Raw genomic sequence first — 24,897 nt, 5'->3', positions numbered from 1 at the left:
TTCTCTACCTATTGAGACGAAATTCGGCATCCAGATGAATGGCCTGTAAAAAATCGCTGTCGTGAGAGACGACGATCAACGCCCCCTGGTACTGATTAAGCATCTGCTCCAGCGCAATTTTACTGGGCAAGTCCATATGGTTGTCGGGCTCGTCCAGCAACAGCAATTGCGGTGGCCGTTGTGCATGCAGCTGCGCAGCCAAGGCTATTTTCAGGCGTTCGCCCCCACTCAACTGACAAGTCTTGAGCATCACACGATCCGCATCAATCCCCATCTGGGCCAAGCGGGTTCGCGTCTCAGCTTCGGGCAACTCCGGATTACTCTGGTAGAGCCATTGCACTGCCGTGCGTTCGGGGTACTGCAATCCGGCATGTTGATCCAACCAACCGACTTGGCAACTGCGTATGAGCTCGCCTTCGCGCACAGGCAGTCGGCCGGCGATCACCTGCAAGAGGGTCGACTTGCCGCTACCGTTGGCACCCAGGATTGTCATACGCATTGGCCCCGTCAGCGTCAGGTTGACGGGCGTCGTGTGACCGAACGGCAGCACGACGTCGTTGAGCTGCAGTATCAGCTTGCCATTGGGCACCATGCTTTCCGGGGACAGCATCATGCGCTGAATGTCCGGCGCACACCGGGCACGCGCCTCTGCAATACGTTGTTGTTGCTGCTCCCGGGCCAACTGTTGATTGAGGCGCAATTTCCCCTGACTGTTTTCACTGCGTTCTTTCTGGGCGTTGGTGATCAGCTTGGTCTGATTGCCTTCGCGGGCCTGACGGTCGCCGCGTGCATTACGCCGCTGCTGACGCTCCATCTGCACGGCCATCTCACGTTGCTCGCGCTTGGCCTGTGCCCGCTGCCCTTGCAATGCCGACTGGAACGACTGCTGTTCTTGCTCCCTTGCCGCCGCATACTGACTGTAGTTGCCGCCATAAACCGCCAGCCCTAAGGGTGAAAGCTCGACGATTTCAGTCACGTGCTCCAAAAGACCCCGGTCGTGGCTGATCAACACTAGGCCGTTAGGCCAGCGGTCGATCTGCTGCGCGAGCTTGTGTTGCTGGTCAATATCCAGGTGATTGCTGGGTTCATCCAGAATGAGCCAGTCAGCCTTGGATAACCATGCCCCCAGCAGCGCCACCCGTTGCCGTTCGCCACCACTGAGTGCGTCGGTGCGCGCGTCGGCGTTCAAATGACCCAAGCCGATCTGCTCCAGTTCTGCTTCAAGGCGAGTGGCGCAATCCCATTGGTCGACGGCCAGCGCATGATCCTCATCGTCGACGCTACCTTGGGCAATGCGATCCAACGCTGCCAGAATATGGTCGACACCGGCGAGAGCCGCAACGCTGGGATAGCGCTCGGGTTCCAGTAACTGCGCCACTGCGTAAACCCGCCCCTCACGACGTACGATGCCGCTGGTGGGCAGTTGTTCCCCCGTCAGGAGCCGGCCAAGAAAAGACTTGCCACAGCCATTGGCGCCGACGATTCCCGTGGCCCTGGTACTGAAGGTGTGGTTCAAGTCATTGAACAAAACGCGCCCGTCGGGCAGGTTGAACGACACATGATCAAGTTGAATTAATCGTTGGGTCATGACGTCTCCTCAAACAATCGGCCCGATAGGCACTGAACCACTCCCTGACGGTGCGCAACAGCACCAGACGTCTTGGGGCAAATGTACATCGACGACACGAGTCGTGTGGAAATCGAAATCCAATTGATGTAGTCACCAACAATCTGAAGACCCGAAACCTGTCGGCACCCGCAGTCAGGAGCCAGCCCCTCCCTTATCGCCGTTGCGAGCTCCCTCGCAGCCCCACCCTATTCCTATGGATTTCACTATGTCCGGTCAGAACCTTCGAAAGCGATCCGGATTAACGGATCCGTCCTACGCTAAATATCGATCTGTCTGACTGTGCCATTTCGGCAGTCCGCGCAAAGTCCTGTGACTTGAAATAGACACAAGGATATGTGGATGTTCAGCACCGTAAAACCCGTCACTTTCAGACTCGATATTGAAGGTTTCCCACACGACCTTCAGGTACTCGAGTTCCGTGCCAAAGAAGCGTTCAACCGGCCTTACGAAGTCAAACTCGAGCTGGTCAGCGAACGCCCCGACCTGGACCTCGATTCACTGCTGCATCGCTCGGCTTTTCTACGCTTCGGTCCTGACGGCGCTGGACTTCACGGGCAGGTCTATCAAATCGCTCAAGGTGATTGCGGCAAACGCCTGACCCGCTATCAGATGACCTTGGTGCCCCACCTCGCGTATCTCACCCACTGCCACAACCAGCGTATTTTCCAGCACCAGAGCGTGCCGCAAATCATTGCGAAAGTGCTGAAGGACCAGGGCATGCAGGCCGATGCCTGGCGCTTCCAAATAAGCGCCGAGTACCGGCCTCGACTTTATTGTGTTCAGTACGAGACCGATCTGCTTTTTCTTCAACGGTTGTGTGAAGAAGAAGGCTTGCACTTTCATTTCCAGCACAGCGCCGATGGGCATGTGCTGGTATTCGGCGACGATCAAACAGGTTTTTCGAAACCCGACCAGCCAACCGCGTACAGGCAAGACAGCGGCATGATTGCCGAAGCGCCGGTGATTGACCGTTTCAAGCTGCGACTGGCAACCCGAACCACGCACGTCAGCCGTCGTGATTACGACTTCGAGAAACCACGCGTGCAACTCGACAGCGAGACCAGCCACCCGCTGCTGCCTCACCTGGAGGACTACGCCTTTCCAGGCCAGTTCACCCATCGAGACCGCGGTAAACATCTGGCCAATCGAGCCTTGGAGCGCCACCGCGCCGATTACCGGCAAGCGAATGGGCGTAGCGATCAAAGTGCAATGCGCAGCGGCCATTTTTTCGAGATGACCGAACACCCTCGCGCTGAATGGAATGGACTGTGGTTGTTGACTGAAGTCGAGCATGTCGGCTTACAACCGCAGGTGCTTGAGGAGTCGATGCCTGACGCCAACCCGGAAGATGGATTCCGTCAGGGTTACCGTAACGAATTTGTCGCCACGCCTTGGGATGTGATTTACCGACCGGCCCTTGAACACCCCAAGCCCCGGATGACGGGCAACCAGCATGCCGTCGTTACGGGGCCGCCGGGGGAAGAGATTTACTGTGATCAGTACGGTCGCGTGAAAGTCCAGTTGCTCTGGGACCGCGACGGCCAGCAAAACGAACAGTCGAGTTGCTGGCTGCGTGTCGCCACTGCTTGGGCCCATGACCGCTACGGCAGTGTGCAGATCCCGCGAGTCGGTATGGAAGTGCTGGTGGGATTCACTGATGGCGATCCAGACAAACCCGTCGTCGTTGCCTGCCTGCCCAACGCCGCGACACCGGCGCCACTGGATTTGCCGGCCGAGCACACTCGCAGCATTTTCCGTAGCCAGAGCAGCCCCGGCGGTGGCGGTTACAACGAGCTGCGCATCGAGGACAGAAAAGGTGCCGAGGAGATTGCCCTGCGTGCCCAGCGCGACTTCGTGCAACTCGTTCTGAACGATGAACGCATTCAGGTCGACAACCAGCGCTCCGTGGTGGTCGGCGGCATTTCCAGCCAGGACCTGCGCGGCGAAGAACGCCATTTGACCCATGGCAACCGTTTGACCGAACTCAAGCAGGACGACCACCTGTTGGTCCTTGGCGATCAACATGTTCGCGTTGCCAATCAACGCCTCAGCGCCATGCAACAACTTCACTTCAGTGCCGTGCAACAAGTCGTCATCAATGGCGGGGCGCACCTCGCGATCATGGGTGGCGGTCAATGGCTGGTGCTAGGGCCGGAGGGCATTTTCAGCAGCGTGCCGATTCTGCAGGGCGGTACTCCGCCCGTGAGCCTGCCGGCGGAGCCGCTGATGCCCGGTGCCTTGCCCTTGCTGGAAGTGGCGTTCCACGTGGTGCAGCAACACCGAGCACTGATTTCAACTCGCGCCTCGCGCTGCCTGATTTGCGAGGCCGCCCAAGCATGAGCCTCTCGACTTCCCTGCCTGAAGACCTGCCCTGGAGCGAGCAACAGGCTTTCCTGTTGCTGGACGGCGCGACCCTGAGCAACTTGCCGGAACGCCTCAAACAACTGAGCCCGGGCGCAAGCACCATTGCACTGTATGACTGCGCGCCCTTCACCGCGCTGCGGGATATCTCACCGCTGCTGGTGGGGATCCAACAATCTGACGATCCGGTTTTTCAGTTCTACCTGCAACAGGCGCACGAAGAGTGGGGCGTATTGTTGTTCAGCACCAAACCCGCGCATGACGTCGCTCAACATTTACGCAAACTGCTGACCGTCGAGTTACCCGAAGGCCTGCCGGTGGTTTTGCGCCTGGCCGATGCGGCCGTGGCGCAAGCGCTGTTCGGCAGCGGCGATCAGCGCTTGTTCGGCCCGCTTTCTTGCGTGGTAACGGCCGATAGCGTCAGTGCGAGTTGGCAGCGTCATCAACCCCGATTGCCTGAATGCCCTGAGTTGTCGACACCCTATCGCCTGAGCCCTGAACTGAATGCAGCACTGGAACAGGTTGATCGGCGCCGTGCATTGCTCGAACTCGACGCCCATTTGCTCACGTTCTTTCCTGCACGCCATTGCGGCGAAACCGTCGCTCAACGTTGGCCGTTGCTTGAACAGCTGGAAGCACAAGCCATCGCCCTGGGCCTGAGTGGCCAATCCGAGCTTTTTTATTACGCCAACGTCATGGCCTGGCTGGATGGCTCGGCACTCGAACAGCATCCGCACATCGCCAGATTGCTCCATACACCATCGCTGCAATCGCCCGGCGAGCGCGTTGCGCTGGCCGCCGATCTGGCCTGCCGCTTTGCCACTGAAGGGGAACGCGCATGACCCACCCTGCCAATCTTGCGGCGGCGGCCGCTTCGAAAACCGCCATCGGCTCCCCCGGTGCCTGCCCCCTGCGCAAAACCCATGTGCAGTTACTGCCCCTGCGCTATGGCTTGGTGGAAAAGCCCTTCGACCCCGGCTCCGAACTGAAATTGCCCTACGCGCTGACGACCCGTCCGCTGGGTATTCGCATGCTGCGCGATGGCTGGTTGTATGTCATCGACAGCGTTACCGGCCACCTGCACGAATATCAGGTACTCAACGGTCTGGTCAGCGCCCTGCTGCACAAGGGCGCCAAGGTTGATGGTGATCGACGCACGCCCATCGAAGAGCGCCCGGCGCTAGTGTTTTCAAGGCGCAGCACCCTGTATGTGAACTTTGCCGAAGTGCAATGGACAGCGGCCAAATGCGCGCAAGTGCTCGACAGCCGCGACGAACGCGAGCACTTCATGCAGGTCGTCGATCTCGGCCCGGTGGATTGCGAAACCGGTGGTACGCACTTGCTGACAGTCGAGCAAGGCAAACAGTGGTTGGCAGAAATTGCGAGCGTTCCGACCCGGCAGGCACAAGTCGCAAAAGACCGCGAAGAGCAGGAAGCCGAGTCGCCGCCGGACGCCGTTCTATTGCCGACCGTGCACGTCAGCGATGCCCCCGAGCACGAACGTGAACCTTATCTGTGGGAACAACCGCAGCGCTTTCGCGAGGCGCACATTGGCGAGTTTCTCGGGCGGGTCCGCCCGGCTTATCAGGACGACACGCTGTTCCTCGTGGTACAGGACGACCTCGGCGTACTGCGTGATCTGGCCGAATATCAAGACATCGTGGTCGGTTGGGTCGACGACTGGAGCAACGCCGACCACAACGAACGCGATTACTTGCTGGCTTGCTACATCGAGTCCTTGAGCCTGCTCAGTCCCGCGGATGTCGGCAACCTGGCCAATGCCAGCGACGACCCGGCGGTCAATGCGCTGCTTGTCGATCTGCAACAGTTGCCCGAGCCGACTAGAGAACACACCCGAAAAGCCTTGCTGCAGTACCTGAACAAGGGCGGCAAGGTCGAGCCGCTCGATGTGCCGGCACCCCCGGAGCTGGTGCAGCTGCGCAAGGAAGCCCAAGCCGAAGTCCAGAAGATGCTCAAGTATCAGGGGGGCAATCCAGACATCACTGCACACAGGCGCGCCATTGACGACGCGGACCGCAGTTACTACACCCGCCAGCACTTTGCGATGGCCCCCACCGACTTCGTTGAGCAGCACCTCAAAACGCTGATCAAGCTCGGCAAGGAACAAAACAAACGCATTGAGGACGTGATCGAGGGCTCCGATTTCACGGGCAAACGCGGGATCAACGACTTCATCGACCGCCCCGCCATGGACGACGCGTTGTTTCAGCACCGCGCAGACCTCGGGCGCTGGAACCGCTTGCTCGAACGCATCACCGCTGACCGTACGATGCTGGTATGTGCCGGGCGTTACCATCGTTCGGCCTGGTACTACGACGCGCACGAGCCGCAGCAATTGGCCGAGGTCTTCGCTGCCGAATACGCCTGCATCAAAGACATCTGCCGCAGCGACCACGCCAGTGAAAAGTTGCTGGGCTATCTGGAAAAACACCCGGAGTTGACGCGATCCCCGTTCTATACCTTGCCGCTGCGCGTCAGGCCTGAGCTGCTGGTGCAATACAGCCTGGTGTCCAATGCGGGTACCGGCCTGTTCAGCAATCTGCCCGATTGGTTGGAAACCCTGCGAAAAATCGAACAAGCGCACCTGCCTGCCCTCGACGATTTGCCCGAATACAACCGCGCCATGGCCGACGCGGTGCAACACAGCTACAGCCCAGCGTTGAACCTGGGCCTGAGCCGCGCGCTGGAAGGCTTCGATCTGGCGGGTGGAAAAGTCCCCGACCTCGACGAACTGTTCCGCCATCTGCCCAAAGCGCTGCCGGCGCGGATCCTCGATGCGGCGAAAAGCACTGGAGTGACGTTCACCGTCGCCACCCCGGCCGAACACGCGGCGCTGCAAACCGACATCAAGGACGTGCTCAGCGAGCGCGCTTACCAAGAGAGTTTGACCCGTGAGCGCAACCGGCTTACCCACAACAAAAACCTGCCGGGACACAAGACCCAACGGGCGGTTGAGTTGCAGAACGAGATAGCTCGGGTGCGTGCGCAATTGACGCAACTCGAAGGCCGACTGGCGGGCGCGCTGAGCCCGATTGCCGAACTGCCGGATCAGTCGGTGCGCACCTTCGGCGCCACCCCGGCTCGGGCGGGGGTGACGGTGGTATTTCCACCGGCGCAGCAGCAGGAGGTGAGGAGTTTGCTGAAGAACATTCGGCTGGGGGTTCAGAGTGTGCCGAAGGCAGATTTGATCAAGAGCGAGGGGTTGGGGTTGTTGGTGTTTTTGGCGCAGGCGGTGAATTTGGTGGTGACTTATCGGGAGTTGACGAAACAGACGAAAGACAAACAGAAACTAGGACAGTTGATGAATGCAGTAACCGCTACCGGAGCTGCTGGGTTCACCGCAGCTCAAAGCCTGGCGGACACTGCTCTGAAGGCACGCAGCGATAAGTTAGTCGAGGCTCTTCAACATCACGCCTTGCAGAATGTGCATGTGCAGATGGGAAAAATGCATGTTGGACTGGGTTACTTTACCTATTTATTCGGTTTCGGGGCCTCTGTAATCAGCCTGAATACCCAGCAGCAGAACTGGCAGCAAGCAACGCGCAGCGGCAACCGCGCGGCCCAAAGCAGTGCTGCTCTTGCTACAGTGGGTGCAGCCGGCATGACAGCTGTTAATGCTTATGGCGTTAGTCATACCGTGCACGCCACTTTTAAAGTAGTGACTGCAAGGAGTGCCGCGGCACGCACAGCCGCTTGGGCCGCAGCCGGCACACGCCTGTCCACCGTGTTTTTCCGGGTCAACCTGGCCGGCTTTTTGTTTACCGTTTTGGAGTTTGGCGGCACTTGGTTGTTCAACCGCTACAACATTAGCGCTCACGACAAATGGCTCAAAACCACGCCCTGGAGCCTGGACACCGATGAACGCGGTAACTACACCCTGGATCAGTACCAACGTTATCTCGGCGATTTACTTCACGCCCCTTCTGCACAACTTGGCTTGATCAAGCATGACTCATTGCTGAAGAACCTGTTTTTGCGCGCCAAACCCAGCGATATCCATCTGGAGCTACCGAGGGTGAAACTAAGCGACTTCCAGCCACCGTTAAGTGGGAAACCCTCCCACCGCTTGGGCATTGGCGCCCATCGGCTTTACCGCCCACTCGACAGCCGCGGTACCGCGCGTGAACGCAAGGACGTGATCAGTAATGAAGTGACGGACAGCCTGCAAGTCGTGCAAGCAGATCCGCTGATTTTATGCCTGCGATATCCGCCGAATAGTGATGCGCCGATGGCGCCCGTGGTCGAGACACTGGAACTGGCGGTGTGCGTGCAAGTGCTGAATACCAAAGGAGAGTGGATCTCCCGCACCCACGTCATTCATCTCAATCCTCGTGGCGAAGGCCGTTTTCCTTCGCTACCGCCCAACACAGTCACCGAGCATCCTCCCGTGTTGCTGGTTGAAACCCATTTGCTGGAGACGGTCGACCATGCCCAAAAACCTGGATAACCCCGTGCCGACACCACACCTTGAGCAATCGCACAAAGCCGGAGATATCGAGCCCTTTCCAAGCGGGAAGATCACCTATCTCGCGCCGCTGCCGCTTCCAACACCGTTGCCGCCTCATGGCCCTCATATCGGGGAGTTGAATGAGGTGTACATGGACTTCGGGGTAGGATCGCCGGAAGTGTTCTCATGGCAGGTCATTTTAGGTTTGCCTTTCAGCGGCGCATTTATGGTTGCGTTTCTGTTCCCACTATTTACTGGATTTCTTGGGATTGTTTTTGGTTACGGCAGGGCAGATATCTGGGACTCAATGACGGGTATATTCCACGAAGGTTATGGATATGCAGCGACAACAGGACTCATCACCCTCTTCATCGGCCTCTGCGTCTGGCTCTACAACCACAACAGACGCGCCGAGATCATCCCCACCCGCTTCAACCGTCAACGCCGCGAAGTCTGCTTCTTGCCCGAAGACTCCACCGACCCGCTCTTCGTCGCCTGGGAATCCCTGTCCGCCTGGGTCATCGAAGCCCAAGGCGTCACCCAGTACGGCGTCCGTCGTCAATACAGCATGGGCATCGGTTTCCAGCATGGCGAAATCCTCACCAGCGTCGAATTCCCCTGCGCCGGCCTGCCCATCGCCATCAGCCATTGGGAAGCGATTCGCGGCTACATGGAGTACGAGGTCAACGACCTCAAATCCATCCAGGACCCGCTAGACCTTCAAGGCCCCGACGACCCACCTCACGAAGGCCTGCACACCTTCCGCAACGCCCGCGCACGCATGCACGAGCAAATCCGCGACGGCGAACGCGGTCGGGTTTCAGGCTTTTTCTGGTACCTGTACCACGTTATGACCCTGTGGACGATTCCCAACTACCTGACCGAATGGGAAATTCGCCGCCTTCAGAAAATGGCCCCGCACGCCTTGCCCGAGGTGATGCGCCAATGGTCCGAGCCGTTACCGGAGGAACAATGGGCGAAGCCGAGTGAAGAACTCGTACGGATGAGTGAGCTGGTTCGGCAGCTACACAAACGTCAGCCTCGCCGGACAATCACCGAGATTTTCGCTGAGGTGTATCAGGTCGACAACACGGACAAACGTCGCGCATGAAGTGTTCTGACTGGACGATTCGCGTCGCTCACACCGCCGTCATCGCGGGCAAGCCTTGCTCCTACAAATCGGGGCAGACTTTGGCGGACAACGGCCAGAGGGTCTCCCGCACCCACGTCATTCATCTCAACCCTCGTGGCGAAGGCCGTTTTCCTTCGCTGCCGCCCAACACAGTCACCGAGCATCCTCCCGTGTTGCTGGTTGAAACCCATTTGCTGGAGACGGTCGACCATGCCCAAAAACCTGGATAACCCCGTGCCGACACCACACCTTGAGCAATCGCACAAAGCCGGAGATATCGAACCCTTTCCAAGCGGGAAGATCACCTATCTCGCGCCGCTGCCGCTTCCAACACCGCTGCCGCCTCATGGCCCTCATATCGGGGAGTTGAATGAGGTGTATATGGACTTCGGGTTGGGATCGCCAGAGGTGTTCTCATGGCAAGTCATATTAGGCGGACCATTCAGTGGTGCATTTATGATTGCTTTTCTGATTCCTCTATTCAGCGGTTTCATGTTTTTTCTGTTCGGCCAAAGCTGGGAAGATATACAAGACATCACAACTCGTATGTTCATAGAAGAGGCGTATGAGCTCGCCCTGGTAACCGGCTTTCTCACCCTACTCATCGGCCTCTGCGTCTGGCTCCACAACCACAACAAACGCGCCGAAATCATCCCCACCCGCTTCAACCGCCAACGCCGCGAAGTCTGCTTCATGCCCGAAGACGCCACCGACCCGCTCTTCGTCGCCTGGGAATCCCTGTCCGCCTGGGTCATCGAAGCCCAAAGCGCCACCCAGTACGGTATCCGTCGCCAATACGGCATGGGCATCGGTTTCCAGCATGGCGAAATCCTCACCAGCGTCGAATTCCCCTGCGCCGGCTTGCCCATCGCCATCAGCCATTGGGAAGCAATTCGCGGCTACATGGAATTCGAAGTCAACGACCTCAAATCCATCCAGGACCCGCTAGACCTGCAAGGCCCCGACGACCCACCTCACGAAGGCCTGCACACCTTCCGCAACGCCCGCGCACGCATGCACGAGCAAATCCGCGACGGCGAACGCGGTCGGGTTTCAGGCTTTTTCTGGTACCTGTACCACGTTATGACCCTGTGGACGATTCCCAACTACCTGACCGAATGGGAAATTCGCCGCCTTCAGAAAATGGCCCCGCACGCCTTGCCCGAGGTGATGCGCCAATGGTCCGAGCCGTTACCGGAGGAACAATGGGCGAAGCCGAGTGAAGAACTCGTACGGATGAGTGAGCTGGTTCGGCAGCTACACAAACGTCAACCTCGCCGGACAATCACCGAGATTTTTGCTGAAGTGCAGCGATTGAATCCGACGGACAAACGTAGAGCATGAAGTGTTTTGGCTGAGTGTATATGAACGCAAACGGCGAGTGGATTTCCCAAACCCACGCCGTTCGAGTCCCCCACCCCGTGGTTAGGCTCGTTTTTTATATTAGTGGAACGACACTGCTGTTTAGTCGGCTTATCCAAACACTGATCAACGTCGGCGATAAGTACAACCAGCGCGTTATTGAGATAGAAGGCCTGCACTCAGTTGTCAGTTTATGGTGCAACGACTTTTTTGGTTACCCGATCAAGAAGCACGACTGGCTCCAGTCCCGGAGGAGGCTTGTCCGCCGGGGCCGCACTTTCAAGGGTATTGCGCGACGCACGAGATTGGCGCGCGTGGGGCGGGACTGCGTCAGGCCGTGGAGATACAGCGCGTAGTATCTGCGTCAACTCACCCATAGTTTCGCCGTCGAATGCGCCTGACCCGCCCCTTACATACTGATTCATTCCGGCTCGTGTAGCCTTAAAGCAGCCATGATCAAACGCAACATCCCCTTTCCCTGCACTTATTTTGCACTCCCTGAGTTTCGCCTGTCGTGCAGGGCGATTACCCTCATACCAATGAATTGTTTTGAGGTTCTCAGGAGTATCCCTTGCAGCAGCCAAGTGTTTTTCTTTTTCGAGATCACTTCGCCTCCTACTTAGCGTTATGGATGCAGTTCGTGCATTCGCACACCACGTGTAATTCGGCACAGGGCTGTACTTTGTTAAATAGCTACAATGACCTAGGGTTTGATTTATTTCGGTTGGATTATCCATAAACCAACTAACAGTAGGCGCTTTGTCGTCACCGCACCCGACCAATGTAAAAAATAAAATCACTACAACAGAAAATTTGGCATTCGCGCCTATACATTTGGACAAGTGTAATGACTTCGTTGCTCTGGATTTTTTCATGGCGATCTTCGTTTTTAAAAATGGTAATTTTGGCAAGCTGGCTCATTTAAAAATGCAGGGGTATTCAATTTTTGACGTAGGTCATTTCCCAATTTTTCTGCTGCCATAAATTGGGAGAATCATTCACATACCCCGCCCATTGCTTGGAGCAAATTTAATCGCGAAGGCATTTTTCGGAGGCGAGGTAAGTACTTGCCAGTAAAGCCAGGCGCTTGACGCCTAGGCCCGACAACAACCGGAAACCCTTGCCGACATGGCGGCACGGTTCGTGCCGCTGTCGGATGCGCTGGACGGCTTGAACGGCGCGCTGTACAGCGAAACCGGACAGCATTGGCAGGGTGAGGATCTGTGGCGGGCCATTCGGGCGATTCCGATTGCCGAACGGGTTCATGACCCGGTGGGTGACAGTGGATTGCCGCCGCTTTATCCGAAGTAACATCAAAAGATCGCAGCCTGCGGCAGCTCCTACGGGCGTACACCCATCCCGTGTAGGAGCTGCCGCAGGCTGCGATCTTTTAGCTCTCGGCACTCCCGACTGTTTGCCAGTAAACTCTCTCCCCTTTCGCCGCTGTTCATTTCCTCGCGGCCATCACCTATTTCCTACGGAGCTCGCCTTGCGTCTGTTTCACACCTCCGACTGGCACCTTGGGCAGAACCTGCACGGCCAGGAACGCGATTTCGAACACGGTTGCTTCCTTGACTGGCTATTGCGCCAGCTGAAGCTCGATCAGCCCGATGTGCTGCTGATCGCCGGCGATATCTTCGACACGGTCAATCCGCCGGTCAAAGCCCAGGAACGCCTGTACGACTTCATCGTCAGCGCCCACGAGCAGCAGCCGAAGCTGACCATTGTGATGATTGCCGGCAACCACGATTCCGGTTCGCGCATTGAACTGCCCGCCCCGTTGATGCGCCGTTTGCGCACCCATGCGCTGGGCCGCGTGCTGTGGCTGGATGACGGCCAACTCGATGCCGAGCGCCTGTTGCTGCCACTGCCGGACGCCAAGGGCAAAACCGTCGCCTGGTGCCTGGCGCTGCCGTTTCTGCGCCCGGCCGAAGTGACTGGCGCGCATCTGGGCGACAACTATCTGCGCGGTATCGGCCAGGTTCACGAGTGGCTGATCGAAGCCGCCAACGCCAAACGCAAGAAGGGTCAGGCGCTGATCGCCATCAGTCACGCGCACATGGCCGGTGGTTCGGTGTCGGAAGACTCCGAGCGCAGCCTGATCATCGGCAACGCCGAAGCCCTGCCCGCCAGCCTGTTTGGCCCGAGTATCAGCTACGTCGCTCTTGGTCACTTGCACAAGCCACAGAAGGTCAACGGTGAGGAGCGGATTCGCTACAGCGGCTCGCCGATCCCATTGTCGTTCTCCGAGATTGGTTATCAGCATCAGATCCTCGACGTTCAGCTGGACGGCGAAACCCTGGTCAGCGTCCAACCGAAGCTGATTCCCCGCGCCGTCAATCTGCAACGTATCGGCCCCGCCCCCTTGGCGGAAATCCTCGTGCAACTGGCCGACCTGCCGAACATCGATTTGCTCGCCGACCCTGAGCGTCAGCCGTGGCTGGAAGTGCGGGTTCGCCTCGACGAGCCGCAACCCGACTTGCGCCATCAGGTCGAAACCGCCCTGCAAGGCAAAGCTGTGCGACTGGTGCGCATCGCCGCGGAATACGCCGGCAACGGTAGCCGTGACGGCGTCGATGACGGTACTGCGCTGATCGAACTCGACCAGCTCACGCCTCAGGAATTGTTCAGCCGCGCCTGGCAGGATAACTACGGCAGCGAGGTCGATGAGCAAACCCTGAAAGACTTTGCCGAGCTGTTGCAAGACGTGCAGATGGAGGGCGAACAGCCATGAAGATCCTCGCGATCCGCCTGAAAAACCTCGCCTCCCTGGCCGGGCCGTTTGAAATTGATTTCACCGCCGAGCCGCTGGCCAGCGCCGGCCTGTTCGCCATCACCGGCCCGACCGGCGCCGGCAAAAGCACCTTGCTCGACGCCTTGTGCCTGGCATTGTTCGGCGCCGTGCCCCGGTTGAGCAATGCCCAAGTGTCGGCCAAAGCGCCCGACGCCGACGGTGAAATCAGCACCGGAGACCCGCGCACCCTGCTGCGTCGCGGCACCGGTGAAGGCTATGCCGAAGTGGATTTCGTCGGTATCGATGGCCGTCGCTATCGCGCGCGCTGGGAAGCCAATCGCGCCCGGGAAAAGGCTGGCGGCAAGCTGCAACACAGCCGTCAGAGCTTGCGCGACATTGATCTGGACCAATTGCTGGCCAGTCAGAAAGTTGAATTCAAGACCCAGCTCGAAACGGTCCTCGGCCTGAACTTCGAGCAATTCACCCGCGCCGTGTTACTGGCCCAAAGTGAATTCAGCGCGTTCCTCAAGGCCAACGACAACGAACGCAGCGAGCTGCTGGAAAAGCTCACCGACACCGCGCTCTACACCCGCCTCGGCCGTCGCGCATTCGACAAGACCAAGGACGCTCGCGAAGCCCACAAGCTGTTGCAGGATCAAGCCACCGGCGTCACGCCGCTGTCGCCCGAAGCCCGCGCCGAGCTCGATCAACGTTTCAACGAAGCGCAGCTGCAACTCAAGGCGCAACAGGCGCAACTAAAGCAGCTGGAACTGCAACACACCTGGCTGAAAGATTTGCGTCAGTTGCAGGACGATCAACACAGCGCCACCGAACAATTGACCAGCGCCGAACAGGATTGGCAGCGCCTGGCCGGTGACCGTTTGCAGCTGACACGCCTGGAGCAACTCGCCCCGCAACGCCACCAGTTCGCGCGTAAAACCGAACTCAGCGCCCAGCTCACGCCACTGGCTGCACAGATTCAGCTGCACACCGAGCAACAACGCGACCTGCAAACGCGCCAGCATCAACTCGAACAGAGCCGCAACGCGGCGCAAACCGCGCTGGTTGAGGCGCAGGGCCAACACACGTCCAACGCACCGCTGTTGCGTCAGGCCTTTGAGGCGCAAAGCACTCTCGCCCGTCTGAACAAGGACGCCGACCTCAGCGCTGACCTCAAGCAGCAAGCCGAACAGGCTTGCACCCAAGGTCAAAGCACGATTCAAGGCCTGCTCGATCAGCAAAAACAAGTCGCCGAGCGCTTGCTGCTGATTGCCGGGCAACTTGAACAGAGCACCCATCTGGCGCCACTCAGCGAGGCCTGGAATGCTTATCGCGGCCGCCTGCAACAGCTGATGTTGATCGGCAATCGTCTGAACAAGGGCCAGGCTGAACTGGCTTCTCTGGAACAGAACGCCGCCCGTGCCGCCGAAGCCCTGGCAGCGCAAAAGCAGAGCCTGGAAGTTCTTTATAAAGAAGCCGGCGCCGAGCCCGAAGCGGTGGCCGAGCAGATTCAGTTGCTGGGTACCCTGCTGCAAGACAACCGCAAGCAACTGCGGGCATTTGAAGAACTGACACGCCTGTGGGCCAGCCATCAGGAGCTGGACACGCGCCTTGCCGACTTGCAGCAACGCCAGTCAATCGCGCAGCAGGATCGCGAGCGCCTGACTCAGGACGGGGTGAAAAGCAAAAACGAATTGGTCGTCGCCGAGCAGACCCTGACCGTCACCCGCGAATTGCTCGAACGCCAGCGTCTGGCTCGCAGCGCCAGCGTCGAAGAGCTGCGCGAGCAATTGCAGGACGATCAGCCGTGCCCGGTTTGCGGCAGCCCGGATCATCCTTATCATCAACCCGAAGCCTTGCTGCAAAGCCTCGGCCGCCACGATGAAAGCGAACAGGCCAACGCACAGAAAGCCGTGGATGCGCTGAAAGAAAAACTCACCGAATTGCGTGCTGAAGTGGGCGGTGTGATTGCTCAACAAAAAGAACTGCTGCAACAGCAGGAGCAACTGCTGGCGCAGCAGCAAAGTCTGGCGCCCAGCCTTGAGGCGCATCCATTATCAGCACAGCTGTTCACGCAAGACGCCGGTAAACGCGACGCCTGGCTGGCCCAGCAAAACAGCCAGCTGAACCAGAGCATCGCCCAGGACGAACAACGGCAAACCGCCCTGCTCACGCTGCAACAGGATGCCGCACGGCTTGCCCAGCAACTGCGCAACGCCGAAACCGCGAGTCAGCAGGCAGCACTGCACCTGACCAACCAACAACGCGAACTGAGCAGTGATCGCCAGCGTCTGGATGAAGAACTGACCGCGTTCAGCAGCCTGCTGCCGGCCGACACGCTGCAGGCATTGCGCAATGAGCCGGCCGCGACCTTCATGCAGCTCGACCAGCAAATCGCCCAGCGTCTGGAGCAACTCGACCAGCAGCGCGATGAGCTCAGCGAGCAGCAACAACGCCAACAAACGCTGGACAAAGAACAGGACCGCCAACTGACGCGCGTCCAGCAACTGGAACGGGCTCAGCAGCAGTTCACCGCCCTCGCCGATCAGCAACAGGCTTGCCAGCAACAGCTGGCGCAGCTGTTGGGCACGCATGCCAGCGCCGAACAGTGGCAGCAGCAACTGGATCAAGCGGTGGAACAGGCGCGCAGCGCCCAGGCCAATGCCGATCAGGAACTGCAAACCGTGCGCACGCGGCTGGTCGAACTGGCCGCCGAACTCAAGGCGCAACAGCAACGCCAGCAAGCTCTTGAGACCGAAGACCGCGACCTGAGCGCAAGGATCGCCGAGTGGCGCGCCTTGCACCCGGAACTGGACGACAGCGGTCTGGACGGCCTGCTGAACATCGACGACCAGCAATTCAGCGAACTGCGCCAACGCTTGCAGCACAACGAAAAAGCCATCGAGCAAGCCAGGGTTCTGGTGCAGGAGCGTGAAAAGCGCCTGCTCAGTCACCAGGCGCAGCACAACGGCAATCTCGATGCCGGGCAACTGGCCGCCGCGCTGACCGATGTGCAAAACCTGTTTGCCGCCAGTGAACAGCGCTGCGCCGAACTGCGCGCCGAACAGGCCGAAGATCAACGTCGGCAAAACGCCAATCAGGCGCTGGCGCAACACATCGCCGACTCCTACACCGAGTACCAACGCTGGGCGCGTCTGAATGCCTTGATCGGTTCGGCCACTGGCGACACGTTCCGCAAGATCGCCCAGGCCTACAACCTCGACCTGCTGGTGCATCACGCCAACGTGCAGTTGCGCCAACTGGTGCGGCGCTATCGCTTGAAGCGCGGCGGCAGCATGCTCGGGTTGCTGGTGATGGACACCGAAATGGGCGATGAACTGCGCTCGGTGCATTCACTGTCCGGCGGGGAAACATTCCTGGTGTCGTTGGCGCTGGCGCTGGGCCTGGCGTCGATGGCGTCGAGCACCCTGAAAATCGAATCGCTGTTCATCGACGAAGGTTTCGGCAGCCTCGATCCGGAATCTCTGCAACTGGCCATGGACGCCCTGGATGGCTTGCAGGCGCAGGGCCGCAAGGTCGCGGTGATTTCCCATGTGCAGGAAATGCATGAGCGTATTCCGGTGCAGATTCAGGTCCACCGCCAGGGCAACGGCCTGAGTACGCTGGAGGTGAAATGAACACGCTGTACTCCTTCCGCCGCTGCCCCTACGCCATGCGCGCACGCATGGCCCTGCGTTATTCGCAAGTGGCGGTAGATATCGTCGAGGTCAGTCTGAAGGCCAAGCCTGCCGAGATGCTCGCACTGTCGAGCAAAGGGACGGTGCCGGTGTTGAGTGTTGACGGTCAGGTGTTTGATGAAAGCCTGGCGATCATGCACTGGGCGCTGGCGCAGAACGATCCGCAGGACTGGCTGCTCAAGGCGAATCCTGCCGGGCAGGCGCAGATGGAGGCGCTGGTCGAAGAGAACGATCAGGTGTTCAAGGTGCACTTGAATCACTACAAGTATGCCGAGCGTTATCCCGAGCAACCGATGGAGTTTTATCGAGCCGAGGGTGAGGTGTTTTTGCGCAGGCTGGAGGAGCTGCTAGAAGGTCGTGACTATTTGTTCGCCGACCATGCCAGCCTGGCGGATGTGGCGGTGATGCCCTTCGTGCGCCAGTTTGCGCACGTGGACCGCGAGTGGTTCGGGCAGACGCCTTATGTGCGGTTGCAGGCATGGTTGCAGCGGTTTTTAGAATCAGACCTGTTCACCGCAATTATGGCCCGGTAACAATCCCTTGTGGCGAGGGAGCTTGCTCCCGCTGGGTTGCGAAGCGGCCCCTCTTTTTCGTCAGCAACATCGAGTCGCCTGGATTTACGACTGCTTCGCAGCCGAACGGGAGCAAGCTCCCTCGCCACAATGGATCGCATTGACACTCCATTCAGGCGAACACTTCGCACATCTGCAACACCGAGCAATCCACCTGGAACGGGCCGAAAAAGTCGTCCTGGCGTTTCACCGGCGGGTTACCGGCCAGCAAGCCCATGGCCTTGTCGGTTTCAATGCTGCGAGCGAGGTTGTGATTGGCTTCGATGGAGCGTGCCACCGAACCCGCCGAGCCTTGCCCGATCCCCAACAAGGATGAGCCATTGGTCATGAACGCCAGGAAGGCGATGACCCAGAGTCTGCCCCCTTTCATGCCCCTGCCACTCCCGCCACGTCTGCGTGTTCGACCACAGCGTTTTGCGCGCGGTGTTCGAACTGGATGGCGGGATAAGCAACCTGAATCGGCGCTTCGAAATCGTGTTGCGTCTGCGCCGTAAGGCTGACGACCAGTACCAGCGCCACGTAGAGACCGATGGCCAAGTAGGCGCCGTATTTGGCAGAAGTGAGAATGGAGCTGGCCATGGTGTTCTCCGTGGGCTTGTTTCAATGCCCACAGAATCGATCAAAAAAGCTTCGATAACCACTCAGGGATATCCATAGTCACCATCAGCTTCGTTGATCATTAAGCCAGTCTATTTCAGCCTTCAATAAAACTCATCATGCGCTCACGCGCAGCGTCAGGCTCGCCAGGAACAGGGGTCGCAGCAGACAAAATGGGAGTCGAATAGAGGAACAGAAGTATCACGGCCAGACGCATCGCCATGCGGTCGATCCTTTTTTTAGGAGAAGGAGTCAAGAAATCCGCGTCAAATTTAAACTCATGGCCATGTGATATCAAGCACTGCATTGATAGCAATATGATGCTGTCGTAAACGCGTTATGCAGGAGCGACATCACTCACACGTTTCGAAGCTTGTTCAGCCCGATCCGTTCAAGTGAATTCGCTCCTGCATAAAGGGTGCAGGGCCTGGATTTCAGGCTTGGGTTTTGTGATCCAGCGCCGCGTAGAAGTTGGCGCTCTGTTGCAGGTATTTCTGGGTATAGCTTTGGGTGTGGGATTTTTTGTCGCTGATTTCAACGTTGGCACTGGCTGGCAGAACAACGCTGGCCGAGATGGCGGAGGCAGCAATTACAGAGAAGAGATTGAAGTTCATGGCGGTAGTCCTCGAAGTCAGTTGGCTTGCTTGCCCGGTGGGGCCGTGAAGCAAACTTATCCTTCGAGGTTGGCGCCTTGAAATCTTTTGTAGCATTAGCAGATATCAGCGTCATTAATACAAGGTTGCAGGCCCCACCAACCGGGGCCTGCGGCCTATTGACGCACCAGGAACTTGAGATCGCTCGGGGCATCCATCGGCAGTTTCTGCACGGTTTTACCCAGCAGACCGCTCTTGGCATCGCGTTCGACGACCACAATCTGGTTGCTCTTCTGATTGGCAATCAGCAAGAACTTGCCACTCGGGTCGAGGCTGAACTCACGTGGGTGATCGCCTTCCACCGAGCGGCGTTGCAATTCCTTGAGGTGGCCGGTCGCCGGGTCGATGGCAAACACCAGCATCTGATTGGCGGTGCCACGGTTGCTGACGTAAAGGAATTTGCCATCCTGCGAGGCATGCAAGGCCGCAGCGGCCTTGTCCGAGGTCGGTTGCCCGGCCGCCAGATCGACCATTTGTGTTCGCTCAAGCTGGCCATTGCGGTAATCGAACACCGCGACCTGCGCGCTCATTTCCATGCTCAGCCAGGCGTGCTTGCCGTCAGCGCTGAACAGCAGATGCCGGGGTCCGCTGCCGGCTGGCATCTGCACGGACGCCGGTGTGGCGGCGGTTAACGGCAGTTGCGGATTGGCCTTGGGATCGAAGCGATAGACAAACACCTTGTCAGCGCCCAGGTCATTGGAAAACACGTACTGACCGTCTGGCGAAGACACCGTCGAATGCACGTGCGCCGACATCTGCCGCTCGGGGTTGACCCGGCTGGACGGGTGACTGCTCATCTGCACCACGGGTTGGAGTTGGCCATCGGCGCCAACCGGCAACACTGCGAGGGTGCCGCCCGGGTCTTCGGCCACCGAGTAATTACTGACGAACAGGTAACTGCCATCGCCGCTGAGGCTCGAATGAGTCGGCTCGTTGCCCAGGCTCTGCGCCTGACTGATCAGGCTCAGTGCATGGGTCTGGGGGTCAATCGCATAGCTGCTGACGCGCCCCACCGGATCAGCCTGGCCCGGGCCATTTTCGTTGACCACGAACAGGTAGCGCTGGTCTCTGGAAACGGTGAGCCACGAAGGGTTTTCACTCTTGACCACTTGCAGCGGTTTGGCATTGATCTGGCCGGTGGAGCTGTCGAAATCCAGCCGATAGATGCCCTGGCTCTGGCCGGCGGTGTACGAACCCACCAACAGTTGATAGTCGTCGGCGCACGCCACCTGAACGCCCATGGCGCCGAGGCTGCCGGCCATCAACAGCGGCCAGAAATTACGCATCCTCATTCACTTCGTCCTCGTCGTTATCCCCGCTGATTGCGCTCATGCAAACCAGCCGGTGCTCGCCGGAATCGCCGGTGATCAGCCAGCTTTGCAGGGTGGTATCGAAGCTCGCGGCCTGAATCTGGGCCGGGGTGAATTCCCAGTGTTTGGAGTCGCGGCCGTCCATGCATTCGATGTGCAGGTTGTCGTCTTCGTCGAGAGAAAATACAAAGGCATGCAGCCCGTCGATTTCCACCATGTCGCAGTGTTCGAGGGTGCTGAGCAAGGTGTCGGTGTCGGCAGTCATGGCAGTCAGTCTTTGAAGGGAAAGACGCAATGATAGCTCAATGAGGGAGTGGCTTTATGTTTGTCAAAAATCCCGAACACGACGCCGAACAACTGTGGGAGCGAGCTTGCCCGCGATAGGGTTTAATATTCAACATCAATATTGACTGTTAGTCCGCCATCGCGAGCAAGCTCGCTCCCACATGGGATCGCGCTATCCGTCAGAGGGCATCGCGGCTCGGCTGGCCATCCACCAGCCGCTGGATGCGCAGCGGGTTGGCGTTTTTCAACGCGTCCGGCAACAGGCTGTCGGGATAGTTCTGGAAACACACCGGCCGCAGGAAGCGGTCGATCGCCAGGGTGCCCACCGAGGTGCCCCGTGCATCGGAGGTCGCTGGGTAGGGGCCGCCATGGACCATCGAATCGCAGACTTCGACACCGGTCGGATAGCCGTTGAGCAAAATGCGTCCAACCTTTTGTTCCAGCAGCGCTGTCAGCTCGCCGAACTGCTCGAAATCTCGCTGTTCGCCGATGATGGTTGCGGTGAGCTGACCATGCAGGCCATTCAGCGCGGCACTGAGTTGCGCTTGATCCGCCACCTCGACAAACACCGTGGTCGGGCCGAAGACTTCTTCCTGCAGGACTTCATCGCCGTCGATCAACAAACTCACATCGGCCTTGAACAGCTGCGGCTGAGCCTGCTTGCCTTGCTGCGGGGTGCCGGCCAGGTGCGTCACGCCAGGGTGGGCGAGGAGCTTTTGCAGACCCTTGCCATAGCTGCCCAGGGTGCCAGCATTGAGCATGGTTTGCGCCGGTTGATCGTTGATCAATCCCGCCACCTGCTGCACGAACGCGCTGAACTGCGGTGAGCGAACGCCGATCACCAGACCCGGATTGGTACAGAACTGACCACAGCCCTGAACCACCGACGCGGTGAGGTCTCGGGCGACGGTTTCAGCTCGAACCTCCAGCGCCTGCGGCAAGACGATCACCGGATTGATGCTCGACATCTCGGCGAACACCGGAATCGGTTGCGCACGCGCCGCCGCCATGTCGCACAACGCCCGACCCCCCTTGAGCGAACCGGTAAAACCGACCGCCTGAATCGCCGGGTGCTTGACCAGCGCTTCCCCCACGCCACCACCGTAAATCATGTTGAACACGCCCGCCGGCATGCCGGTTTTTTCGGCGGCGCGGATGATCGCATCGGCGACCTGCTCGGCGGTGGCCATGTGGCCGCTGTGCGCCTTGAACACCACTGGGCAACCGGCGGCCAGGGCTGATGCGGTGTCGCCGCCGGCCGTGGAAAATGCCAACGGAAAGTTACTCGCACCAAACACCGCCACCGGCCCCAGGCCTATGCGGTACTGCCGCAGGTCGGGACGTGGCAACGGTTGGCGATCCGGCAATGCCTGATCGATCCGCGCGCCATGGAAATCACCCCGGCGCAGGACCTTGGCGAACAGACGCATCTGGCCGCTGGTGCGACCGCGTTCACCCTGGATGCGGCCGGCCGGCAATGCGGTTTCGCGGCAGACCACGGCGACAAAGTCATCGCCCAGCGCGTCCAGTTCATCGGCAATCGCATCGAGAAATTGCGCCCGCCGTTCTGCGCTCAGGCGGCGATAGACGGGGTAAGCGGCTGCGGCGGCGTGGGCGGCGGCGTCGACTTCTTCAAGGGTGGCCTGGTGGAAACGGTAAGGCAGGTGCTCGCCCGTGGTGGCATCAACGCTGTTGACTATGGCAGTGCCGGTCGCGCTGCGCTGGCCGCCGATGTAGTTGTGACCAAGAATCTGGGTCATGCATTTCTCCTTAAAGAGTGCCGATGGTGCCGGGCTCGAAGGCCGCTTCAACCGAAGCAATGCCGTTGATCAACGGTGCGCCGAACTCGGCTTGACTGATCTCAAACACGTCACCCGGCCGGGTGCGAATGCCGTCGGCAAAGGACAGGGTCGCGGTGCCGAAGAAATGGATGTGCACGTCCCCCGGCCGCAGGAACTGGCTGTATTTGAAATGGTGGTACTCGAGATTTTCCAGGCTGTGGCACATGTTGGCCTCGCCGCTGAGAAACTCGTTCTGCCACAGCACTTCGCCGTCGCGCAGGATACGGCTGGTGCCTGCCAGATGTGGAGGCAGTTCACCCACCCGAAGTTCCGGGCCATAACTGCAGCTGCGCAATTTCGAGTGGGCGAGGTACAGATAATTCTTGCGCTCCATCACATGGTCGGAGAACTCGTTGCCCACCGCGAACCCGAGGCGATAGGGTTTGCCGTCGTGGCCAATAACGTAGAGCCCGCTGAGCTCGGGCTCTTCACCGGCGTCTTCGGCAAAAGGTGGCAGCGGAAACGGCTGGCCGGGACGGACGACGATGCTGCCATCACCTTTATAGAACCATTCCGGCTGCACACCGGCCTGCCCTGCCGCCGGTTTGCCGCCCTCCACGCCCCATTTGAAGATGCGCATGGTGTCGGTCATCGCTGTTTCATCGCCGGCCTGCTGGTGCATCTTGTCCCGCGCCGAAGCGCTGCCCAAATGGGTCAGGCCGGTGCCGCTGACCAGCATGTGCGCCGGGTCCGGGTGATCCAGCGGCGGCAGGATGCGCAGTGTGGCGAGCAGTTCTGCGTAGTCGTGGCTGACGCCCAGGCCGAGGGCATTCACTTGTTGCTCAAGATTGACCCCGGCTTCAATCGCCCCCAGCGCCAGATCGCGCACCGTGCGAGCGTCTTGTACTTCGCGGACCAGATCGTCCTCGACCACGCCAACACGGCGCTCGCCGTTAATCAATTCGAATTGCACCAAACGCATGATTTTTCTCCTGTAAAGAATCTCGAAGTTGGCTATGCCCACTGTGGGAGCGAGCTTGCTCGCGATAGCGGTATCACATCCAACATCAATGTTGACTGAACCGGCGCCATCGCGAGCAAGCTCGCTCCCACAGTTGCTTTGTGTTGGCTGTTATTGCGCGGTGGCTTTGAGGCCGGTGAGTAGCAAGCGCTGGAACAGGTCTTCTTTCAGGCCTTCGGGGTTAGTCAGCTGCATCCGTTCCAGATGCTCGGGAAACGCCGAAGGCTCCGGCGCATCCAGCGCAGCCTTGCCCAGCTCCAGAATTTCCGTGAGTTTGAACTTGCTCTTCAACCAGTTCAGCGCCCGTAACAAATCGCGCTCTACAACCGTGAAATCACACCCCAGCGGATACTCCGGAAACAGCTGCGGATGCCGTGCCTGAATCGCCTGCAAACGCTCCGGGCGGTTATCGGCAAAGCGTGGATCGATTCGGAAGTTCTTCGGCAATTTGCCCGCGCTCTGCGCCTGCTCGATCAACCCTGATTGAAACCGTGAATCGCTGATGTTCAGCAACGACTCGATCACTGCTGCATCGGTTTTACCGCGCAGGTCGGCGATGCCGTATTCGGTGATCACGATGTCGCGCAGATGGCGCGGGATCGTGCAATGGCCGTATTCCCAGACGATGTTGGAACTGACCTCCCCACCCGCCTCGCGCCAGCTACGCAGCAGCAGAATCGAACGCGCGCCTTCCAGCGCATGACCCTGAGCGACGAAGTTGTATTGGCCGCCGACGCCGCTGAGTACCCGGCCGTTTTCGAGCTGATCGGCCACACCGGCACCGAGCAGCGTCATGGTGAACACGGTATTGATAAAGCGAGCATCGAGGCGTTGCAGACGCTTGAGCTCTTCCTGACCGTAGAGCTCGTTGATGTAGCTGATGCGGGTCATGTTGAATTCGATCCGCTTGCTTTGCGGCAACTCGCGCAGGCGCTCATAGAAACTGCTCGGCCCGAGGAAAAAGCCGCCGTGCACCGAAATGCCATCGGTTTGCGCGGCTTCGTCCAGCGTGCCGTCATTCGCCTGTTGTTGAGTCGGAACATCGGGGTAGACCTTGCGCCGCACAATCCCCGCATCAGCCAGCACCAGCAAGCCGTTGACGAACATTTCGCTGCAACCATAAAGGCCTTTGGCAAACGGTTCGACGCCGCCTTCGCGGTCGATCAACTGCGCCCACTGGCTGAGATTCACATCCGCCAGCAACGCTCTGTAGCCACCGTTATCCGCCTGCCGCGCCAGCAACGCGGCGGTCAGGGCATCGCCCATGGCGCCGATGCCGATCTGCAAGGTCCC

At 59.1% G+C, this 24,897-nt stretch carries 19 protein-coding genes and 1 pseudogene; 10 read left to right on the top strand and 10 right to left on the bottom strand.

The window, feature by feature from the left end; all coding sequences use genetic code 11:
- Positions 1-4 precede the first annotated feature (4 nt).
- A complete protein-coding gene (locus tag F8N62_RS07165; RefSeq protein ID WP_150710292.1) occupies positions 5-1,588 on the bottom strand; it encodes an ABC-F family ATP-binding cassette domain-containing protein in 1,584 nt (527 codons plus the stop codon).
- Positions 1,589-1,969: 381 nt separating this feature from the next.
- On the opposite strand from F8N62_RS07165, the gene F8N62_RS07160 reads away from it, so the two are divergent.
- The 10 genes and pseudogenes from F8N62_RS07160 (at position 1,970) to F8N62_RS07115 (ending at position 17,918) form a co-directional block, all read left to right on the top strand.
- Positions 1,970-3,970: a type VI secretion system tip protein VgrG gene (locus tag F8N62_RS07160; RefSeq protein ID WP_150710291.1), complete on the top strand. Its 2,001-nt coding sequence runs from the start codon at positions 1,970-1,972 to the stop codon at positions 3,968-3,970.
- Complete coding sequence (locus F8N62_RS07155; RefSeq protein ID WP_150710290.1) at positions 3,967-4,833, top strand: DUF4123 domain-containing protein; 867 nt, start codon at positions 3,967-3,969, stop codon at positions 4,831-4,833. Before F8N62_RS07160 ends, F8N62_RS07155 begins: the two co-directional genes overlap by 4 nt.
- Positions 4,830-8,459, top strand: coding sequence for a toxin VasX (locus tag F8N62_RS07150; RefSeq protein ID WP_150710289.1), 3,630 nt, complete (start codon positions 4,830-4,832; stop codon positions 8,457-8,459). Before F8N62_RS07155 ends, F8N62_RS07150 begins: the two co-directional genes overlap by 4 nt.
- Complete coding sequence (locus F8N62_RS07145) at positions 8,440-9,570, top strand: SoxR reducing system RseC family protein (RefSeq protein ID WP_150710288.1); 1,131 nt, start codon at positions 8,440-8,442, stop codon at positions 9,568-9,570. The genes F8N62_RS07150 and F8N62_RS07145 overlap by 20 nt, the downstream gene beginning before the upstream one ends.
- Positions 9,567-9,821 carry a hypothetical protein gene (locus F8N62_RS07140; protein ID WP_150710287.1) on the top strand — a complete coding sequence of 85 codons (255 nt, stop codon included), beginning with the start codon at positions 9,567-9,569 and terminating at the stop codon, positions 9,819-9,821. Before F8N62_RS07145 ends, F8N62_RS07140 begins: the two co-directional genes overlap by 4 nt.
- A complete protein-coding gene (locus F8N62_RS07135) occupies positions 9,802-10,935 on the top strand; it encodes a hypothetical protein (protein WP_150710286.1) in 1,134 nt (377 codons plus the stop codon). Before F8N62_RS07140 ends, F8N62_RS07135 begins: the two co-directional genes overlap by 20 nt.
- A 1,116-nt stretch (positions 10,936-12,051) precedes the next feature.
- A pseudogene (locus F8N62_RS07130) lies at positions 12,052-12,264 on the top strand (protein BatD); the annotation flags it as partial.
- A gap of 178 nt (positions 12,265-12,442) precedes the next feature.
- Positions 12,443-13,687, top strand: a complete 1,245-nt coding sequence (locus F8N62_RS07125; protein ID WP_150710285.1) for an exonuclease SbcCD subunit D C-terminal domain-containing protein — start codon at positions 12,443-12,445, stop codon at positions 13,685-13,687.
- Entirely contained in the window at positions 13,684-17,325 is a 3,642-nt protein-coding gene (locus tag F8N62_RS07120) for an AAA family ATPase (protein ID WP_150710284.1), read from the top strand. Before F8N62_RS07125 ends, F8N62_RS07120 begins: the two co-directional genes overlap by 4 nt.
- Positions 17,322-17,918 (top strand): glutathione S-transferase, encoded by a 597-nt coding sequence (locus F8N62_RS07115; protein WP_150710283.1) that lies wholly within the window; start codon positions 17,322-17,324, stop codon positions 17,916-17,918. Before F8N62_RS07120 ends, F8N62_RS07115 begins: the two co-directional genes overlap by 4 nt.
- Positions 17,919-18,069: 151 nt before the next feature.
- Here F8N62_RS07115 and F8N62_RS07110 read toward each other — a convergent pair whose 3' ends face one another.
- From F8N62_RS07110 to F8N62_RS07075, 9 genes are all read right to left on the bottom strand, one after another.
- Complete coding sequence (locus tag F8N62_RS07110; protein ID WP_150710282.1) at positions 18,070-18,327, bottom strand: hypothetical protein; 258 nt, start codon at positions 18,325-18,327, stop codon at positions 18,070-18,072.
- Positions 18,324-18,536, bottom strand: coding sequence for a hypothetical protein (locus F8N62_RS07105; protein ID WP_150710281.1), 213 nt, complete (start codon positions 18,534-18,536; stop codon positions 18,324-18,326). Before F8N62_RS07105 ends, F8N62_RS07110 begins: the two co-directional genes overlap by 4 nt.
- 115 nt (positions 18,537-18,651) lie before the next feature.
- Positions 18,652-18,777: a hypothetical protein gene (locus F8N62_RS32055; RefSeq protein WP_263597208.1), complete on the bottom strand. Its 126-nt coding sequence runs from the start codon at positions 18,775-18,777 to the stop codon at positions 18,652-18,654.
- A gap of 211 nt (positions 18,778-18,988) precedes the next feature.
- A complete protein-coding gene (locus F8N62_RS07100; protein WP_150710280.1) occupies positions 18,989-19,168 on the bottom strand; it encodes a hypothetical protein in 180 nt (59 codons plus the stop codon).
- 155 nt (positions 19,169-19,323) lie between these two features.
- A complete protein-coding gene (locus F8N62_RS07095; RefSeq protein ID WP_150710541.1) occupies positions 19,324-20,493 on the bottom strand; it encodes a lactonase family protein in 1,170 nt (389 codons plus the stop codon).
- Positions 20,486-20,782: a DUF5629 family protein gene (locus F8N62_RS07090; protein ID WP_150710279.1), complete on the bottom strand. Its 297-nt coding sequence runs from the start codon at positions 20,780-20,782 to the stop codon at positions 20,486-20,488. The genes F8N62_RS07095 and F8N62_RS07090 overlap by 8 nt, the downstream gene beginning before the upstream one ends.
- Positions 20,783-20,981: 199 nt before the next feature.
- A complete protein-coding gene (locus tag F8N62_RS07085; RefSeq protein WP_150710278.1) occupies positions 20,982-22,562 on the bottom strand; it encodes an aldehyde dehydrogenase (NADP(+)) in 1,581 nt (526 codons plus the stop codon).
- 10 nt (positions 22,563-22,572) lie between these two features.
- Positions 22,573-23,565, bottom strand: coding sequence for an AraD1 family protein (gene araD1, locus F8N62_RS07080; RefSeq protein WP_150710277.1), 993 nt, complete (start codon positions 23,563-23,565; stop codon positions 22,573-22,575).
- Between the two features lie 150 nt (positions 23,566-23,715).
- Positions 23,716-24,897 (bottom strand): acetyl-CoA hydrolase/transferase C-terminal domain-containing protein (locus F8N62_RS07075; RefSeq protein WP_318181470.1); only part of this gene is annotated, 1,182 nt, incomplete at its 5' end.

The sequence above is a fragment of the Pseudomonas fluorescens genome (genome assembly GCF_902497785.1).
GTDB lineage: Bacteria > Pseudomonadota > Gammaproteobacteria > Pseudomonadales > Pseudomonadaceae > Aquipseudomonas > Aquipseudomonas fluorescens_BO.
The sequence above is the reverse complement of the archived record's forward strand: the minus strand, read 5'-3'. Positions and strand labels throughout refer to the sequence as shown.

What these genes read in the sequence shown, in the direction of transcription:
- F8N62_RS07100 (WP_150710280.1), bottom strand. Translation starts at nt 19,168, where the DNA reads ATGAACTTCAATCTCTTCTCTGTAATTGCTGCCTCCGCCATCTCGGCC.
- F8N62_RS07160 (WP_150710291.1), top strand. Translation starts at nt 1,970, where the DNA reads ATGTTCAGCACCGTAAAACCCGTCACTTTCAGACTCGATATTGAAGGT.
- F8N62_RS07105 (WP_150710281.1), bottom strand. Translation starts at nt 18,536, where the DNA reads ATGGCCAGCTCCATTCTCACTTCTGCCAAATACGGCGCCTACTTGGCC.
- F8N62_RS07145 (WP_150710288.1), top strand. Translation starts at nt 8,440, where the DNA reads ATGCCCAAAAACCTGGATAACCCCGTGCCGACACCACACCTTGAGCAA.
- F8N62_RS07140 (WP_150710287.1), top strand. Translation starts at nt 9,567, where the DNA reads ATGAAGTGTTCTGACTGGACGATTCGCGTCGCTCACACCGCCGTCATC.
- F8N62_RS07110 (WP_150710282.1), bottom strand. Translation starts at nt 18,327, where the DNA reads ATGAAAGGGGGCAGACTCTGGGTCATCGCCTTCCTGGCGTTCATGACC.
- F8N62_RS07150 (WP_150710289.1), top strand. Translation starts at nt 4,830, where the DNA reads ATGACCCACCCTGCCAATCTTGCGGCGGCGGCCGCTTCGAAAACCGCC.
- F8N62_RS07095 (WP_150710541.1), bottom strand. Translation starts at nt 20,493, where the DNA reads ATGCGTAATTTCTGGCCGCTGTTGATGGCCGGCAGCCTCGGCGCCATG.
- F8N62_RS07165 (WP_150710292.1), bottom strand. Translation starts at nt 1,588, where the DNA reads ATGACCCAACGATTAATTCAACTTGATCATGTGTCGTTCAACCTGCCC.
- F8N62_RS07090 (WP_150710279.1), bottom strand. Translation starts at nt 20,782, where the DNA reads ATGACTGCCGACACCGACACCTTGCTCAGCACCCTCGAACACTGCGAC.
- araD1 (WP_150710277.1), bottom strand. Translation starts at nt 23,565, where the DNA reads ATGCGTTTGGTGCAATTCGAATTGATTAACGGCGAGCGCCGTGTTGGC.
- F8N62_RS32055 (WP_263597208.1), bottom strand. Translation starts at nt 18,777, where the DNA reads ATGGCGATGCGTCTGGCCGTGATACTTCTGTTCCTCTATTCGACTCCC.
- F8N62_RS07115 (WP_150710283.1), top strand. Translation starts at nt 17,322, where the DNA reads ATGAACACGCTGTACTCCTTCCGCCGCTGCCCCTACGCCATGCGCGCA.
- F8N62_RS07155 (WP_150710290.1), top strand. Translation starts at nt 3,967, where the DNA reads ATGAGCCTCTCGACTTCCCTGCCTGAAGACCTGCCCTGGAGCGAGCAA.
- F8N62_RS07135 (WP_150710286.1), top strand. Translation starts at nt 9,802, where the DNA reads ATGCCCAAAAACCTGGATAACCCCGTGCCGACACCACACCTTGAGCAA.
- F8N62_RS07120 (WP_150710284.1), top strand. Translation starts at nt 13,684, where the DNA reads ATGAAGATCCTCGCGATCCGCCTGAAAAACCTCGCCTCCCTGGCCGGG.
- F8N62_RS07085 (WP_150710278.1), bottom strand. Translation starts at nt 22,562, where the DNA reads ATGACCCAGATTCTTGGTCACAACTACATCGGCGGCCAGCGCAGCGCG.